15 protein-coding genes are annotated in these 13671 nt (G+C 60.6%); 7 read left to right on the forward strand and 8 right to left on the reverse strand.

Annotated features, from left to right (window positions below):
* Positions 1-10: 10 nt before the first annotated feature.
* The 4 genes from ACS5RD_RS22505 to ACS5RD_RS22520 are packed head-to-tail and all read right to left on the reverse strand — an operon-like array spanning position 11 to position 4840.
* Entirely contained in the window at positions 11-1897 is a 1887-nt protein-coding gene (locus tag ACS5RD_RS22505) for a heavy metal translocating P-type ATPase (RefSeq protein ID WP_489929223.1), read from the reverse strand.
* Positions 1894-2889 (reverse strand): FAD:protein FMN transferase, encoded by a 996-nt coding sequence (locus ACS5RD_RS22510; RefSeq protein WP_489929224.1) that lies wholly within the window; start codon positions 2887-2889, stop codon positions 1894-1896. The genes ACS5RD_RS22505 and ACS5RD_RS22510 overlap by 4 nt, the downstream gene beginning before the upstream one ends.
* Positions 2870-4435: a flavodoxin domain-containing protein gene (locus ACS5RD_RS22515; RefSeq protein ID WP_489929225.1), complete on the reverse strand. Its 1566-nt coding sequence runs from the start codon at positions 4433-4435 to the stop codon at positions 2870-2872. The genes ACS5RD_RS22510 and ACS5RD_RS22515 overlap by 20 nt, the downstream gene beginning before the upstream one ends.
* On the reverse strand, positions 4436-4840 hold the full coding sequence (locus ACS5RD_RS22520) for a PepSY domain-containing protein (protein WP_489929226.1): 405 nt from the start codon (positions 4838-4840) through the stop codon (positions 4436-4438). It lies immediately after the preceding gene.
* 142 nt (positions 4841-4982) lie between these two features.
* Here ACS5RD_RS22520 and nirK point away from each other — a divergent pair, with 142 nt between their 5' ends.
* Positions 4983-6131: a copper-containing nitrite reductase gene (gene nirK / locus ACS5RD_RS22525; RefSeq protein ID WP_489929227.1), complete on the forward strand. Its 1149-nt coding sequence runs from the start codon at positions 4983-4985 to the stop codon at positions 6129-6131.
* A 67-nt stretch (positions 6132-6198) separates the two neighbouring features.
* The gene (locus ACS5RD_RS22530; RefSeq protein ID WP_489929228.1) at positions 6199-7026 is read left to right on the forward strand and encodes an SUMF1/EgtB/PvdO family nonheme iron enzyme; all 828 of its coding nucleotides are present in this window, start codon (positions 6199-6201) and stop codon (positions 7024-7026) included.
* 68 nt (positions 7027-7094) lie between these two features.
* Here the strand turns inward: ACS5RD_RS22530 and ACS5RD_RS22535 are convergent, their stop codons facing one another.
* Positions 7095-7529 (reverse strand): pseudoazurin, encoded by a 435-nt coding sequence (locus tag ACS5RD_RS22535; RefSeq protein ID WP_489929229.1) that lies wholly within the window; start codon positions 7527-7529, stop codon positions 7095-7097.
* A gap of 93 nt (positions 7530-7622) precedes the next feature.
* On the opposite strand from ACS5RD_RS22535, the gene ACS5RD_RS22540 reads away from it, so the two are divergent.
* Complete coding sequence (locus tag ACS5RD_RS22540) at positions 7623-8318, forward strand: Crp/Fnr family transcriptional regulator (protein WP_489929230.1); 696 nt, start codon at positions 7623-7625, stop codon at positions 8316-8318.
* On the opposite strand, the gene ACS5RD_RS22545 is transcribed toward ACS5RD_RS22540, so the two are convergent.
* Both ACS5RD_RS22545 and ACS5RD_RS22550 read right to left on the reverse strand, forming a co-directional pair.
* Entirely contained in the window at positions 8308-8598 is a 291-nt protein-coding gene (locus ACS5RD_RS22545) for a DUF6522 family protein (protein ID WP_489929231.1), read from the reverse strand. The genes ACS5RD_RS22540 and ACS5RD_RS22545 overlap by 11 nt on opposite strands.
* Position 8599: 1 nt before the next feature.
* Positions 8600-9787 carry an NnrS family protein gene (locus tag ACS5RD_RS22550; protein ID WP_489929232.1) on the reverse strand — a complete coding sequence of 396 codons (1188 nt, stop codon included), beginning with the start codon at positions 9785-9787 and terminating at the stop codon, positions 8600-8602.
* Between the two features lie 178 nt (positions 9788-9965).
* Between ACS5RD_RS22550 and ACS5RD_RS22555 the strand changes: the two genes are divergently transcribed.
* A complete protein-coding gene (locus ACS5RD_RS22555) occupies positions 9966-10766 on the forward strand; it encodes a Crp/Fnr family transcriptional regulator (RefSeq protein ID WP_489929233.1) in 801 nt (266 codons plus the stop codon).
* Here the strand turns inward: ACS5RD_RS22555 and ACS5RD_RS22560 are convergent.
* The gene (locus ACS5RD_RS22560; RefSeq protein WP_489929234.1) at positions 10703-10921 is read right to left on the reverse strand and encodes a DUF1858 domain-containing protein; all 219 of its coding nucleotides are present in this window, start codon (positions 10919-10921) and stop codon (positions 10703-10705) included. The genes ACS5RD_RS22555 and ACS5RD_RS22560 overlap by 64 nt on opposite strands.
* Before the next feature lie 137 nt (positions 10922-11058).
* Between ACS5RD_RS22560 and ACS5RD_RS22565 the strand changes: the two genes are divergently transcribed.
* Genes ACS5RD_RS22565 through ACS5RD_RS22575 form a run of 3 tightly spaced genes read left to right on the forward strand, consistent with a single transcriptional unit; the run spans position 11059 to position 13671 of the window.
* Positions 11059-11511, forward strand: coding sequence for a c-type cytochrome (locus tag ACS5RD_RS22565; protein ID WP_489929235.1), 453 nt, complete (start codon positions 11059-11061; stop codon positions 11509-11511).
* A 13-nt stretch (positions 11512-11524) separates the two neighbouring features.
* A complete protein-coding gene (locus ACS5RD_RS22570) occupies positions 11525-12877 on the forward strand; it encodes a cbb3-type cytochrome c oxidase subunit I (protein ID WP_489929236.1) in 1353 nt (450 codons plus the stop codon).
* Complete coding sequence (locus ACS5RD_RS22575) at positions 12874-13671, forward strand: CbbQ/NirQ/NorQ/GpvN family protein (protein ID WP_489929237.1); 798 nt, start codon at positions 12874-12876, stop codon at positions 13669-13671. The genes ACS5RD_RS22570 and ACS5RD_RS22575 overlap by 4 nt, the downstream gene beginning before the upstream one ends.

Raw genomic sequence — 13671 nt, forward strand, 5'->3', positions numbered from 1 at the left:
TCCTTCGGAGTTATAGCGCGGCTGTCTGGGCTTCAGGGCCAGTCACGGGCTGACCAAACTGGTCCTGCACGATCCTGAGCGCCCTGAGCGCGTTCAGGATGACCGCCACGTCAATGGCTTCTTGCACAAGCGCGCCCTGCACGGGGGTCAAATAGCCCAAAGCGGCGGCAACCATGCCAAGGATGGACAGGCCGATCCCTGCGGCGACGCTTTCAAGTGCGATCCGGCGCGACTTTTGTGCCACCTCGATCCCCGGCAACAGCCGGTCGAGGTGATCTACCAGCAACACCACATCCGCCGCCTCGGCTGAAGCCGCCGCGCCCCGCGCGCCCATCGCGACGCCAATGTCAGCGGCGGCAAGGGCGGGGGCATCGTTCACACCGTCGCCGACCATCATCACCGGGCCAGTCTTGCGTTCGGCCAGAACCAGCTGGACTTTCTGGTCAGGTGTCAGCTCGGCGCGGACGGCGTCGAGCCCGAGTCCCTCGGTGACCGCATCTGCCACGGCGCGGCGGTCGCCGGTGGCCAGTACGATGCGGGTGATACCGAGGTGCCGCAGTCCGGCAAGCAAATCCGCTGTCCCCGACCGCAATGCATCGGCCATGATGATATGGCCCATCAGCTTACCGTCCACCGCAAGCGACACCACGACCGAACCTGCAGCAACGATGGCTTTGTCAGGGTGCGTGGCGCCAACCGTTGCCGCGACGAAATCTGCACCGCCGACAACAACATGACGGCCGATGATGGTCCCGGCAACGCCCTCGCCCGGAGTTTCGACCACGCTTTCAGGGATCGGCAGAGCCGCGCCACCGGCATGGGCCGCCGCGACGATCGCCTGTGCGATCGGGTGTTTCGATGCCTGATCAAGGGCCGCGGCGAAATACAGGATATCGTCCTTAGAAAGTTCGCCATGCGCCTCGATGGACACAATCTGTGGTCGCCCGTCGGTCAACGTGCCGGTCTTGTCGAGGATCAGCGTTTTGACCCGCGCCAGCGCCTCAAGCGGTTTCGCCCCCTTGATCAACACTCCGAAATGCGCGGCCCGCGACAAACCGGCCACCAGTGCGACCGGCACCGCAAGGATAAGCGGGCACGGGGTTGCAACCACCAGCACCGCCACCGCACGGATTGGATCGCCAGTGAACCACCATGCAGCCGTCGCCAGCGCGACCGTGACAGCGAGGAATACTAGGGAATAACGGTCGGCCAGCCGCGCCATCGGCGCCTTGGAGGCTTGCGCCGCCTCGACGAGCCGGACAATGCCAGCATAGGTGCTGTCTGCCGCAGCCCTTGTGACCCGCAGATCGAAAGCCTCGCCCGCGTTGGTTGACCCGCTCATGACTTCTTGCCCCCGGTCCAGCCGGACTGGCATCGACTCCCCTGTCAGCGCCGACTGGTCCAGCATCGCTTGATCGCCTTGAACTGTGCCATCCACGGGTGCGACATCGCCTTGCCGGATCAGTAGAAGGTCATCGGGATTGATCTCTTCCAGCGGCACATCTTCAAGCCCGCCGTCTTGGTGGCGTGTGGCCTTCCGGGGCACGCGCGACAACAGGTCGCTCATTTCGCGCCGGGCGCGGCCCTCGGCAAAGCTTTCAAGGAAAGTGCCGCCCGAATACATCAGCGCGACTACAGCCGCGGCCAGCGTCTCGCCGAACAGCAGCGCCGCCGACATCGACAGCGCGGCCACGATGTCGAGTCCGACTTCGCCCTTCCAAAGGCTGCGAAGGATCTCGACGACAAGGGCGGCAAGGACTGGGAAGACGCCTGCCGCCCAAGCGATCAAGGCAAGGTCGGCTCGGTCGGTCAGCGTCAGCGCAAGACCGGCTAGCAGACAAAGCACGGCCACTACCAGCAGGGCGACGTTCAGGCGATCATGCAGCAACGGGTTCAATTCGCGCACCTGTCTGGCGAAACCAAGCGGCTAGGCTTTGTGTGTGACTCAAACAGCCGCCCCACCCTTGTTTCGCGAAGTTCATTGCCATCCCGGTCAATGAAAAGGGCATCCAGATCGTGTTTGCGCGCCAATTCCGCGCCCTCTTCGCTGCCGCTCACCGTCAGCGCCGTCGCCCAGGCATCGGCCATCATGCAGGTCGCGGCCACCACGGTGACCGAGGCGGGGGAAACGGCTAAGGGCCCGCCCCGCGCCGGGTCCATGGTGTGCGCCAACCGCCGGTCGCCGACGGCCACCCAGTGCCGGTAGTCGCCCGAAGTGGCGATGGCCGCGTCGTGTAGGCCTATGATCGCGTGCGGTGCGCGTGCCGCATGATCGGGGCGCTCAACCGCGACAGTCCAGGCCGTGCCGTCCGGTTGCAGACCGAAGGCGCGCAACTCGCCGTCGATGGCTGTCAGCGCAGACGGGATGCCGAACCCAAGTGCTACCTCTGCCAGACGATCCACACCGAAGCCTTTGGCGATGCCGGACAGGTCCAGCATCAGGGGCGCGTGTTTGCGCGCCCGTCCCAAGCCCAAGTCAAGCTCCAACACCTGATGTGCCGAGTCTCGTCTGCTGCTAAGCGCCCTGCGAATGGCCGCTTCGTTCGCGGCGGCCGGGCCAAAGCCCCAAGCACGAACCGCATCGCCCACCCCGATGTCGAAGGCCCCGCCAGAGGCGCGCCCGATGTTTAGGGCTGCCTCCAGCACGACCAGCAAGCGCGCGGGCACATCGACCCAAACCTCTGGTGCCGCAGCATTCAGGCGCATCAGATCGCTGTCGGGTTTCCAAGTGGACATCTGCATGTCAATCTCGGCCATCGCTGCCACCATCGCTGTCGCGACGGGTTTTTCGTCAAACTGTGCGGGCATATGAAACAGGGCGGACCAGCGTGTGCCCATGGTCGGCCCGTGCAGCGCGTGGCGCGAGAGATCAGTAAACGTCTTCGGCATAGCGTCCCTCTGCTTTCAGTCGTGCGGGCGTCAGACCCAGCGGGGCAAGGATATCGGCCAGTGCCTCGGACACACCCAGCGCCATGCCTCGACCGCCGCAGACGAAAATTTGCGCGCCACTGGCGACAAGTTGGGCCACACGTGCACCATCGCGGCGCAGAGCATCCTGCACATGGGAATGTGTGGCGGTGCGCGAGAAGGCAGTGGTCAGTGTTTCCAGACGACCAACCGCAGCCCAGCCCGCCAGATCGTCGCCATACAGCATGTCACTGTCGGGATGCCGCGCGCCGAACCACAGATGCATGGGCCTTTGTCTGCGGTTCGCCCGCAGAAATCCTGCGAGTGGGCCGATGCCAGTCCCGGCCCCGATGAGGATCACCGGACCACGACCGCGTGCGGGCCGGAAGGTTGGATTGCGACGGACAAAAGCACCAGCGGTCTGACCTTCACTCAAGTCGAAAAGCTGACCCGAACACAATCCATCCGGATGCTTGCGCACGCAGATCTCGACAAATCCGTCGCCCATCGCCGAGGCTAGCGAATAAAAGCGCGGCACCTGTGAACCTTTGGGCACGATCCCCAGCAAATCGCCCGCCGCAAACCGCATGACGCCAAGCCCGGTCAGGCGACGGCAGAACGGAGCGACAGGCAACGCAAACCGCAGGATCGCTGTCGGGGCCTGCACCTCTACCCCATAGTCACGACGCGAGATCAGCGTCAGCGCCGCGGTCCGCGGCGTGACAGGCTGGTGGTTCAGTTCCAGCGGAACCCCGATCCTCGCGCCAAAGGCCCGGCCCCAGCGGGCGAAATCCTGCGGCGACTGACGGTCCACGCCATGAAATGGCAAAAGGGTCACCCACCCCCGCGCCTTAGCCGCTACCGCGACATCCTGTGCAAAGCCACAATAGCCGGGAAAGCTGCGGTCGCCAAAGCCCAGAACCGTCAGCGGGACGGGCAATGCAGGCAAAGTGGCCAGCCGGTCCATAAAACCTTTGGCCGAGGCCGGGGCGGTGCCGTTGCCATAGGTTGCGGCAAACACCACAATCCGGGCAGCGCGATGGTAACGCCCCGGCGCGAAGGCTGACATCGGTGCAGTGTGGACACGCTCACCTGCCGCCGTCAGCGCGGCGTGCAGCGTTGCCGCAAAGCCCCAACTGCTGCCACCTTCGCTGCCGACCAGCAGGATAGTATCGGCCTGAGCCGCGCTGGCATTATTTCGCAGCCGCAGCCGCAGCCGCGGCCGTGACCGCCGACCCGCGACCCACATCAGCGTGCCGGTGCCCGCCATGACCGGCACGCCAAGCGCCATCAACCCAAGGATGAGGCCAAGAACCGCCGCCCCCCGGCCCGTGTGCAGCATGTAGATCGTTTCCGTCATCCGGTCCCACGCCGATAGGTTACTCCATGCAACAAGCTTACCCGTGCCCTGATCGACAAAGCCTTGACCTGAATCAGTCTTTAGCGTGAAGGCATCGGTCAGGTCGTCTGGATAGGGGAAAGTCAGGTCGCGCAGCGCCGTGACTGGCGTGCTCTGGAGAGCCTGCATCTATGCCAGATCGAAACCACCCTGCCCACTGACTTTTGGAAAGGGCGGCGGGCCAGCTCTGTCCGACAGCAAGCCAAAGGTCGAGGCGGTCATCCACAACGCCGTCAGCGACGACAGCGCAAGCCCCAGCACGGAAAAGCGCGCAATCTCGACATGCACGCGCCCGACCAGCGCCCCTTTCAGCGGCGACAGCACATGCCGCCAGCCACCCGTCCACCGCAAAACCAATGCAGCACCGGTCAGTGCCAGCAACAGCATGGCCGCCGCTCCGACCGCCGCCACGATCCGCCCGGTATCGTCAAGAAACAGCGACCGGTGCAGGGTTGTTACCCGGACAACGGCAGCACGATGTCGCTCCGCGCAAACAATAGGCGTTTTGCTCGGACATGCTCGGGTCAATTGCATAGCAACTTACACGTCCCGAGGCGTCTCGATGTTCTCGTAGGTTGTAGCAATGTTTCCCAACGGTTGTTGTGCGGGAACAACGAACTTGTCCGAGCGGAGGTTCAATATCCTGAAAACCGTAGGTTCGAACAAGGAGAGAATGATGTTCACCAGACGCGCAGCCCTGATGGGTGCCGCATTCGTTGCCGCTGCCCCCTTAGTGATCAAAACAGCCAGTGCGCAAGAGGTCGCGGCAAACGGTGGTGCCGCACCGGTGGATCTTTCCACGCTGACCCGGCGTAAGGTCAAACTGGTTGCACCGCCGTTTGTCCATGCGCATGAGCAGGTCGCGACGACCGAGCCACAGATCGTCGAATTTGAGATGAAGGTTATCGAGAAAGAGGTTCAGGTCGACGAAGATGCTTGGTTGCAGGCCTTCACTTACAACGGCTCGACACCTGGACCGATGATGGTGGTGCACGAGGGGGACTATGTTGAGCTGACGCTGTTCAACCCGCCCGAAAACATGTTGCAGCACAATATCGACTTTCACGCCGCGACAGGCGGGCTTGGCGGTGGCGCATTGACGCTGGTTAATCCCGGCGAAAAGACCGTGCTACGGTTCAAGGCTACGCGACCGGGGGTATTTGTCTATCACTGCGCCCCGGGTGGCCCGATGATCCCTTGGCATGTGGTTTCGGGCATGTCGGGCTGCATCATGGTGCTGCCGCGGGATGGGCTGAAGGATCACCTTGGCCAACCCGTCAGCTATGACCGGATGTATTATATTGGTGAGAACGACTTCTATATCCCGCGCGGCGAGGATGGCGCTTATAAACGCTATGCAGACGCTGGGGAAAGCTACTCTGACACGCTGGCAGTGATGGACGGCTTGATCCCGACGCATGTGGTGTTCAACGGCAAAGTCGGCGCGCTGACAGGCGACAACGCGCTGACCGCCGAGCAGGGCGAGAACGTGTTGTTCGTTCACAGCCAAGCCAATCGTGACAGCCGCCCGCATTTGATTGGTGGGCATGGCGATTTGGTCTGGGACACCGGAAAATTCAACAATCCGCCCGAGCGTGATCTGGAGACATGGTTCATCCGGGGCGGTTCTGCCGGGGCTGCGCTGTATAAGTTCTTGCAGCCCGGCGTTTATGCCTATGTCAACCACAACCTGATCGAAGCGGTGAACCTTGGTGCCACCGCACATGTGGTGGTAGGCGGCGACTGGAACAACGATCTGATGCAGCAAGTCGTGGCCCCGGTGGAATATGACGTGGCACACGAGGGCCGCACGGCCCTGCCGTAAAGCAAAATACCAACCGCAGAGCGGCAGCCCTTGCGGGGGCTGCCGTTGTCATGAATGGGGGTCGGAAATGGCACGACGGGTAGGTTATATTGCAGCCGGAACTGCGGCGGCCCTTCTTATCGCGGGGCTCGTCGGTGGTGCGGGTCTGTTCTGGCCACACCAACCGGATCGATTGGCTTTGCCCGAGGCGGTGCGGTTGCAGGCTGGAACCCAAGAATACCGCCCAGCTGGTGAGTTTCGGCTCGGCACGCGGATCGTCGATGCCCCACTTCAGACCATCGAGCCTACGGCCATCGAAGTGATGAAATACCATGTCAGCGAAGCCGATTACGCGCTGTGCGTCGCGGCTAACGCTTGCCAGGCCGCACCGTCCGCCAACCGTCAGGATATGCCGCAAACCAACGTGAACTACAGCGATGCCACGGCCTATGCCCGCTGGTATTCTACACAAACGGGGGCTGATTGGCGGTTGCCAACCGATGCCGAATGGCTGCGGCTGGCGGGCGAGCGGGCGTTCGATGACAGCTTTTCCGCCGAAGCCAACGGATCAGACCCCTCGCGCCGCTGGATCGCGTCTTATCGGCGCGAAGTCGAGCGACGTGGCGAGGCTGACCTGACGGTGCATCCGCTGGGATATTTCGGGGTGAACGCCGTGGGGGTGGCAGATATTGCGGGAAATGTCTGGGAATGGACCGATAGTTGTTTTCAGAATGGCACCGTTGCGGCCGATGGATCCGTGATCGAAACGCGGGCCGATTATTGCGGTGTGCGGGCGGTGCAAGGCAAGCATCGTGGCTTTATCATCGACTTTGTCCGCGATGCCCGTTCAGGCGGTTGTGCGGCCGGTGTTCCGCCGGATTACCTGGGCTTCAGGCTGGTGCGAACGCTTTCCTGATTGTTCCACTGCCTATGGAAAGGGGCGGCTAGATGATCTAGCCGCCCCTATTCTTATTGTATCGCGGCTTACTTGGCGACTTGTGCGAACAAGGGTTCAAACCGGGACTTCGCCTTGCCCTTCTGGACCACCGCCGCCGCCGCATCCAGATTGACTGGCGCACCGACCTGAATCAACCCAACCATGCCCATGGCATAGTGTGGCGTGCATTTGACGCCATACAGCCCTTCCGCGCTTAGGGTCAGCGTGAAGTCTTCGCTCATCTTGCTTTTGAACGGCTCAACGCCTTCCGGCAACATGCCTTCGATCGACTCAACATTGTGGCCTTTGTCGGGCGAGACAAAATTGATAGTGTCGCCTACGGCGGCTTTGACGAAGGCAGGCTCAAACACCATAGCGCCATCGGCACCTTTGTTCAGCATCTTGACTTCGAACGTTTCAGCAAAGGCAGAGGTCGCCAGCAGAAGCGCTGCAGCAGTGGCGATGGTCAGTTTCGAAAACATACGTTATCCTTTCGGGATTGATTGGGCCTGACCGTGTTATAGGCCGTTGATCCATGCGGCTCTTTGCGCTGCCACAACATCAAAGGCTGCAACGTGAAAAAACTGGATGAAAGTCTGCTGAGCAATCTGCCACCTTTTCGGAACCTCACGCGCCCCCAAATCCGCGAGATTTTGGATGCCGCACAGACCGCACGGGTTGAGGCAGGCCAAGCGATCTTTTCCGAAGGTATGCCGGTTGATCGATTTTTCCTCCTGCTGGATGGACATATTCGCGTGCAGCGCATCACGCCGCAAGGCGATCAGATCATCCTCTTGCACATCGCACCCGGTCAGTTGTTCGGCATCGGGGCGGCCTTGGGCCACAAGTCCTATCCCGCCACCGCAATGGCGGCGGGGGAATGTGTCGTGCTGGCGTGGCCCAACCGGGTTTGGCCCGAGTTCATCGCGAACTATGAAGGGTTTGCAACCGAGACCTATGCCGTTGTGGGCGAACGCATGGCTGACATGCACAGCGTCATCGTCGAAATGGCAACCAAACAAGTGGAACAGCGCATCGCGGCCGCGCTGCTGCGGCTGATCACCCAGATGGGGCGCAAGGTGGAACGGGGCATTGAGATCGACTTTCCGATCACCCGACAGAACATCTCGGACATGACAGGATCGACCCTGCACACCGTAAGCCGGCTTCTAAGCGCTTGGGAAAAAGATGGTATCGTGGCCAGCGAACGCAAGAAGATCACCGTCACAGCGCCGCATCAGTTGGTCTTGCTAAGTGGCGTTACAGGTTGACATCTGGTTTGGATGCAGGGCGCGGTTTGCGGCTGTAGGCCGCCGAAGATGTTTGCAAAATGGTGCCTTCGGCATTGAACAAAAGCCGCAGACGACAGTTCGGGGAATAGAACGTCACTCTGAAACGCCCCGCATCCTCTCCTTCGCCTTTCTCTGTGGTGCGGGTCACATGCCCCTCCCGCATCGCCTGACGCAAGGCGTCCGGGTGCATACCCAGACCCTTGGCGATGAGCGTCGCATCAATCTCGATCATCTGGTCGGTAAAGCTGATCTTGCTCATCTCAACGCTCCTTCAAGTTGGGCAGTTTGCGCCCGGCTTTGGCGCTTGCCAAGATCGGCGCATAATGCACCAGAAACGCGGCAAATCCCGCCGTCCACAGCGCCGCGGCCAGCCAAAGCCCTGTCGCATTTGTGGCCGAGACACGCACCAAAGCAGCCAGTGCCACGCAGGCAAAGGCCGCAGCCAGCATCGGACCAATCTCAAGCGCGCGTCCGGTATGGCCCAACGACGCCCGCATCATCACTGCCAGTGTCATACCGCCAATGCCACCAATGCCCAACAGATGCAGGCCCAGAGCCGCCGGAACGATGCCAAATCCAGCCAAGCCAAGGGCGAATAGCCCACAGGGCAGAAAGGCAAAGGCCAGATGCAGTATCAGCAGAAGCGGCGACGCCACCGTGCGCCATCCCAGCCATCGGCGGAGCCGGATCACCTGCACCAGCCCGGCCAGCATCATCCCGCTTGCCGAAATTGCAGCATTCGGCAGAGCGACCCACAGCATCAGTGCCACCAGTGTGACCGCAAGGCTTGCCGCGTCCAGTCGCCCAAAAGGCGCAGGCAATGGCCCCGGTCCTCGCTTGGCCAGCCAGTTGCGGGTGAAACTGGGGATGATCCGCCCACCAATCAGCAAGATCAGCATGACAACCATGGCAAATCCAAGCCGCCGACCGATGGCAGCCTGACCCTCCGCCATGACTTCCAGATGGAAGGTCACATTGGCCGCCAGATAGAACAGCACAGGTGCCACCACTTTCAAATTGCTCCAGTTGCGCCCTGCCACAATCTCGACCACCACCATCGCACCGATCAGCGCCATGAATGCGCAGTCCAGCACCATCACCTGAACAGGGCTCAGCCCCAAGCCTCCGGCAACGGCAATGCGCCCCAAGGTCCATAAGGCCGCAAGCACCATCAGCGGCAAGCCGCGCGTCGGCAAACGGCCCGTCCAGTTCGGAATAGCGGTGAACAAGAACCCCGCGATGACGGCCGAGGTATAGCCGAATAGCATCTCATGGATGTGCCAATCCATCGGCGAAAACGGGCCGCTCAGAGTGATATGGCCCGACCAGACCGCCATCCACAGCGGCACAACAAGCAACGCAAACAGCCCAGCCATCAGAAAGAATGGCCGGAACCCATAACTGAACAACGCAGGGCCGGAATAGCGGGGGCGTTTGATATTTTCCATGATGTTGTTTTAGGTCCTTAATTTATGGAGTTTCTTGCGCCACCTCGGCGGGCGATAAAAGATACCTGAGAAAGACATGATAAGTGCCATTCCTTGATCTGGATCATCCGGCTGTCCATGATCGTGCCCTACAGTGAACGAAGGCGTCGTTGCGCTGGCTCAACCTTTGGACGGTCCAATGAACTTGCTAGACGCAGCGCTGCTCTCGCGGACATCGCCGTTTTGTCGCCTTGGCGTCGACCAACTGCACGCTGTGCTTGGTCTTGCTCATACCAAGAGCGTGGTAGCTGGGGCGGTTGTTTTTGATGAAGGCCAACCCGCACGCAGTTTTCATATGATCCTTTCAGGCCATATTCGAATGGCAAGGATCAGCGAAGCTGGCGATATGACGATTGTGTTGCATATCCCGGCAGGTCAGGTGTTTGGCTTCGAAACAAACGGCCGCGAGGCAAGGTATCAGGCGTCAGCGATCGCAGCGAATACCTGTCGGGTGTTGTCATGGTCAAATGATCTATGGCCGATGTTTACCACAAAATATGAAGGATTCGCGGCCGAGATGTTCCGTTGCCTCATTGCGCGTGCTGATGAGATGAGCAACCGGATCGTCGAAATGCAGACAAAGATGGCAGAGCAGAGGATCGCTTGTGCACTTCTGCGGATGATTGGGCAGACCGGTCGCAAAGTTGCATCTGGCGTGGAGATCGACTTTCCGATCTCGCGGCAAAACATTGCGGATATGACAGGCACGACCTTGCATACAGTCAGCCGATTGTTGAGTGCTTGGGAAAAACAGGGCCTGATCGAAAGCACACGTTGCCACATCGTGGTCAAAAATCCGCATCGGATGGTAATGATCGCAGCCACCGCGCGGATCCCTGCGACGGCGCACCCGCGTCCTACCGAGTTGCAAACCGCTTATGCTGGCTTTGCCGATACTGCAGCCCCTAACTCGGCGCGAAAGCTGTCTTCATTTAACTGATACTCAACACAAGCATCGATAACAGTGTGAAACGGTGCGATTGGGCACCCAAAACACAGCATCCCGTGGCTTAGAAAAACCTTTGCTGCTGCGGGCCACCTGTCGAACAGCACCTGCAACGGCAGGTCCGGGTTGTTGATGTCTGGAACGGTCATGGGCCTCCTGCGGGGGTATCGTCGCGGGTCTGCCAAAGATGACGGCCATGTTGCGCTTCGTCGTTGTGCCAGAACAACGTCAGGCGCGGCAAAGGCAGCTAGGAAGGGAAAACTCATATCCCGCCGCAGGAGGCCCCATGTCAGAAATTCTTACAAAATCCAGGGCGAGAAACATCTTTTACGGCGGATCGCTGTTCTTCGTCGTGGTGTTTATCGGCCTGACCGTCAACTCGCATCTTTATGTGGTCAACGTCTCGACCGCAGGTATGCCACTGACCCCAGCGGTGGTTTTGGGCAAACAGGTTTGGGAGCGTAACAGCTGTATCAACTGCCACACCTTGCATGGCGAAGGTGCCTATTTCGCGCCCGAGCTTGGCAATGTGATGACGCGTTGGGGTGTGCTGGACGATCCACAAACCGCGTATGAAGTGCTGGATGGCTGGATGGCCGCCCAGCCGAGCGGCATCGAAGGCCGCCGCCAGATGCCGCATTTCACCATTACCGAAGAAGAAATGCGCGGGCTGGCCGAATTCCTGCGCTGGGCAGATCACACCGACACGCAAGGCTGGCCGCCTACGGACGCGGGTTAAGGGGGGAACAACGATGAAATATCAATCGCAAAAGGTGGCTTTGGCCTATTTTCTGGTGGCAATGGGGCTGTTTGGCATTCAGGTCTTGGGCGGCCTGCTGGCCGGCTGGATCTATGTCTCACCCAATACTCTGTCCACGGTGCTGCCGTTCAACATCATCCGCATGATCCACACCAACGCGCTGATCGTTTGGCTGTTGTTGGGTTTCTTCGGGGCCGCCTACTATCTTGTTCCCGAAGAATCCGAGCGGGAGATCTGGTCGGTCAAGCTGGCCTATCTGCAACTGGCGATTCTGGTGATCGGCACGCTTGGTGCGGTGGGCAGCTATCTGGTGGGCATCCATGGCGGGCGCGAGTTTCTGGAGCAGCCCCTCTGGGTTAAGTTCGGCATCCTCGTCGCGGCGGTGATCTTCTTGGTGAATATCTCGCTGACCGTGCTCGCCGGGCGCAAGACCGCCATCACCAACGTGCTGCTGACCGGGCTGTGGTTGCTGTCGCTGCTGTGGATCTTCTCGTTCATCAATCCCGATAACCTGAGCCTCGACAAGATGTACTGGTGGTTCATCGTGCACCTGTGGGTCGAGGGCACATGGGAACTGGTGATGGCCGCTATCCTCGCCTTCTTGATGCTGAAGCTGACCGGGGTGGACCGCGAGGTGATCGAAAAATGGCTGTATGTCATCGTCGCCACCGCGCTGTTTTCCGGCATTCTTGGCACTGGCCACCATTTCTACTGGATCGGCTTGCCATCTTACTGGCAGTGGACTGGCTCAATTTTCTCGGCCTTTGAGGTGGTGCCGTTCTTTGGGATGATGTCGTTTGCCTTCATCATGGTCTGGAAAGGCCGACGCAATCACCCCAACAAAGCAGCCCTGCTGTGGGCGTTGGGATCGGCGACGGTTGCTTTCTTTGGCGCGGGGGTTTGGGGCTTTCTGCACACGTTCCATGGCGTGAACTTTTACACCCACGGCACGCAAATCACCGCAGCTCATGGGCATCTGTCCTTCTACGGTGCCTATGTGGCGATGAACCTTGCGATCATCACCTATGCCATGCCGCAACTGCGCCAGCGGGCGCCTTATAATCAGGTGCTGAACATGATCTCATTCTGGCTGATGACCGGGGGGATGGCGTTCATGACCTTTGTGCTCACCTTTGCAGGCACGATCCAGACCCATATGCAGCGGGTGGTCGGCGAGGCTTACATGGATGTGCAGGATCAGTTGGGCCTGTTCTATCTGATGCGGTTCGGAGCCGGCATTGCGGTTGTTCTGGGCGCGTTGTTGTTCATCTACAGCCAGCTTGTGGTGCGGCGTGAACTGATAGCGCCTGCAAGCAGCGGCCCCTTGGCGGAGGATGCGGTATGAACGCGCTTGCACCGGAACGCACGGCTCCATTCTATCGCCCGGTCGGGCAGGAATGTGCGCTGTTCGAGGCGGCCCATGCCCGCGGTCTGCCGCTGCTGCTGAAGGGGCCGACGGGCTGCGGCAAAACCCGGTTTGTGGAACATATGGCGGCCCGGTTGGGCCGCCCACTCTACACCGTTGCTTGCCACGATGATCTGTCCGCCGCTGATCTGATCGGACGTTATCTGTTGCGCGGCGGGGCGACGGAATGGGTGGACGGCCCGCTGACCCGCGCCGTCCGCGAAGGGGCGATCTGCTATCTGGATGAGGTGATCGAGGCGCGCAAAGACGTGACCGTGGTTTTGCACCCGCTGACCGACAACCGCCGCACCCTGATGATCGACCGCACCGGCGAGGAATTGGCTGCCCCGCCGGGCTTCATGCTGGTGGCCAGCTATAACCCCGGCTATCAGAATATCCTGAAACGGCTGAAACCCTCAACCCGCCAGCGGTTTTTGTCGATCTGCTTCGGCTTTCCCGATCCGGTCACAGAAGTCGCTGTCGTCGCACGCGAAAGCGGATTGGATGCCGCGCGCGTCGCCCCGTTGGTGCGGTTGGCAGGCCATATCCGCGCCTTGTCGGGCATGGATCTGGAAGAGGGCGTCTCGACCCGCCTGTTGATCTATGCGGCCAGCCTTATGGCAGACGGGATGCCGCTGGAGCGTGCCCTGCAAGCAGCGGTGATCGAACCTTTGACGGATGAGCCAGAGGTTATTCAGGCCCTGCGCGATCTGATCAGCAGCGTCTACGGCTGA

Source organism: Cypionkella sp. PAMC25878 (genome assembly GCF_058135695.1).

What these genes read in the sequence shown, in the direction of transcription:
- nirK (WP_489929227.1), top strand. Translation starts at nt 4,983, where the DNA reads ATGTTCACCAGACGCGCAGCCCTGATGGGTGCCGCATTCGTTGCCGCT.
- ACS5RD_RS22575 (WP_489929237.1), top strand. Translation starts at nt 12,874, where the DNA reads ATGAACGCGCTTGCACCGGAACGCACGGCTCCATTCTATCGCCCGGTC.
- ACS5RD_RS22515 (WP_489929225.1), bottom strand. Translation starts at nt 4,435, where the DNA reads ATGCAGGCTCTCCAGAGCACGCCAGTCACGGCGCTGCGCGACCTGACT.
- ACS5RD_RS22565 (WP_489929235.1), top strand. Translation starts at nt 11,059, where the DNA reads ATGTCAGAAATTCTTACAAAATCCAGGGCGAGAAACATCTTTTACGGC.
- ACS5RD_RS22520 (WP_489929226.1), bottom strand. Translation starts at nt 4,840, where the DNA reads ATGCAATTGACCCGAGCATGTCCGAGCAAAACGCCTATTGTTTGCGCG.
- ACS5RD_RS22550 (WP_489929232.1), bottom strand. Translation starts at nt 9,787, where the DNA reads ATGGAAAATATCAAACGCCCCCGCTATTCCGGCCCTGCGTTGTTCAGT.
- ACS5RD_RS22560 (WP_489929234.1), bottom strand. Translation starts at nt 10,921, where the DNA reads ATGACCGTTCCAGACATCAACAACCCGGACCTGCCGTTGCAGGTGCTG.
- ACS5RD_RS22570 (WP_489929236.1), top strand. Translation starts at nt 11,525, where the DNA reads ATGAAATATCAATCGCAAAAGGTGGCTTTGGCCTATTTTCTGGTGGCA.
- ACS5RD_RS22545 (WP_489929231.1), bottom strand. Translation starts at nt 8,598, where the DNA reads ATGAGCAAGATCAGCTTTACCGACCAGATGATCGAGATTGATGCGACG.
- ACS5RD_RS22510 (WP_489929224.1), bottom strand. Translation starts at nt 2,889, where the DNA reads ATGCCGAAGACGTTTACTGATCTCTCGCGCCACGCGCTGCACGGGCCG.
- ACS5RD_RS22530 (WP_489929228.1), top strand. Translation starts at nt 6,199, where the DNA reads ATGGCACGACGGGTAGGTTATATTGCAGCCGGAACTGCGGCGGCCCTT.
- ACS5RD_RS22535 (WP_489929229.1), bottom strand. Translation starts at nt 7,529, where the DNA reads ATGTTTTCGAAACTGACCATCGCCACTGCTGCAGCGCTTCTGCTGGCG.
- ACS5RD_RS22555 (WP_489929233.1), top strand. Translation starts at nt 9,966, where the DNA reads ATGAACTTGCTAGACGCAGCGCTGCTCTCGCGGACATCGCCGTTTTGT.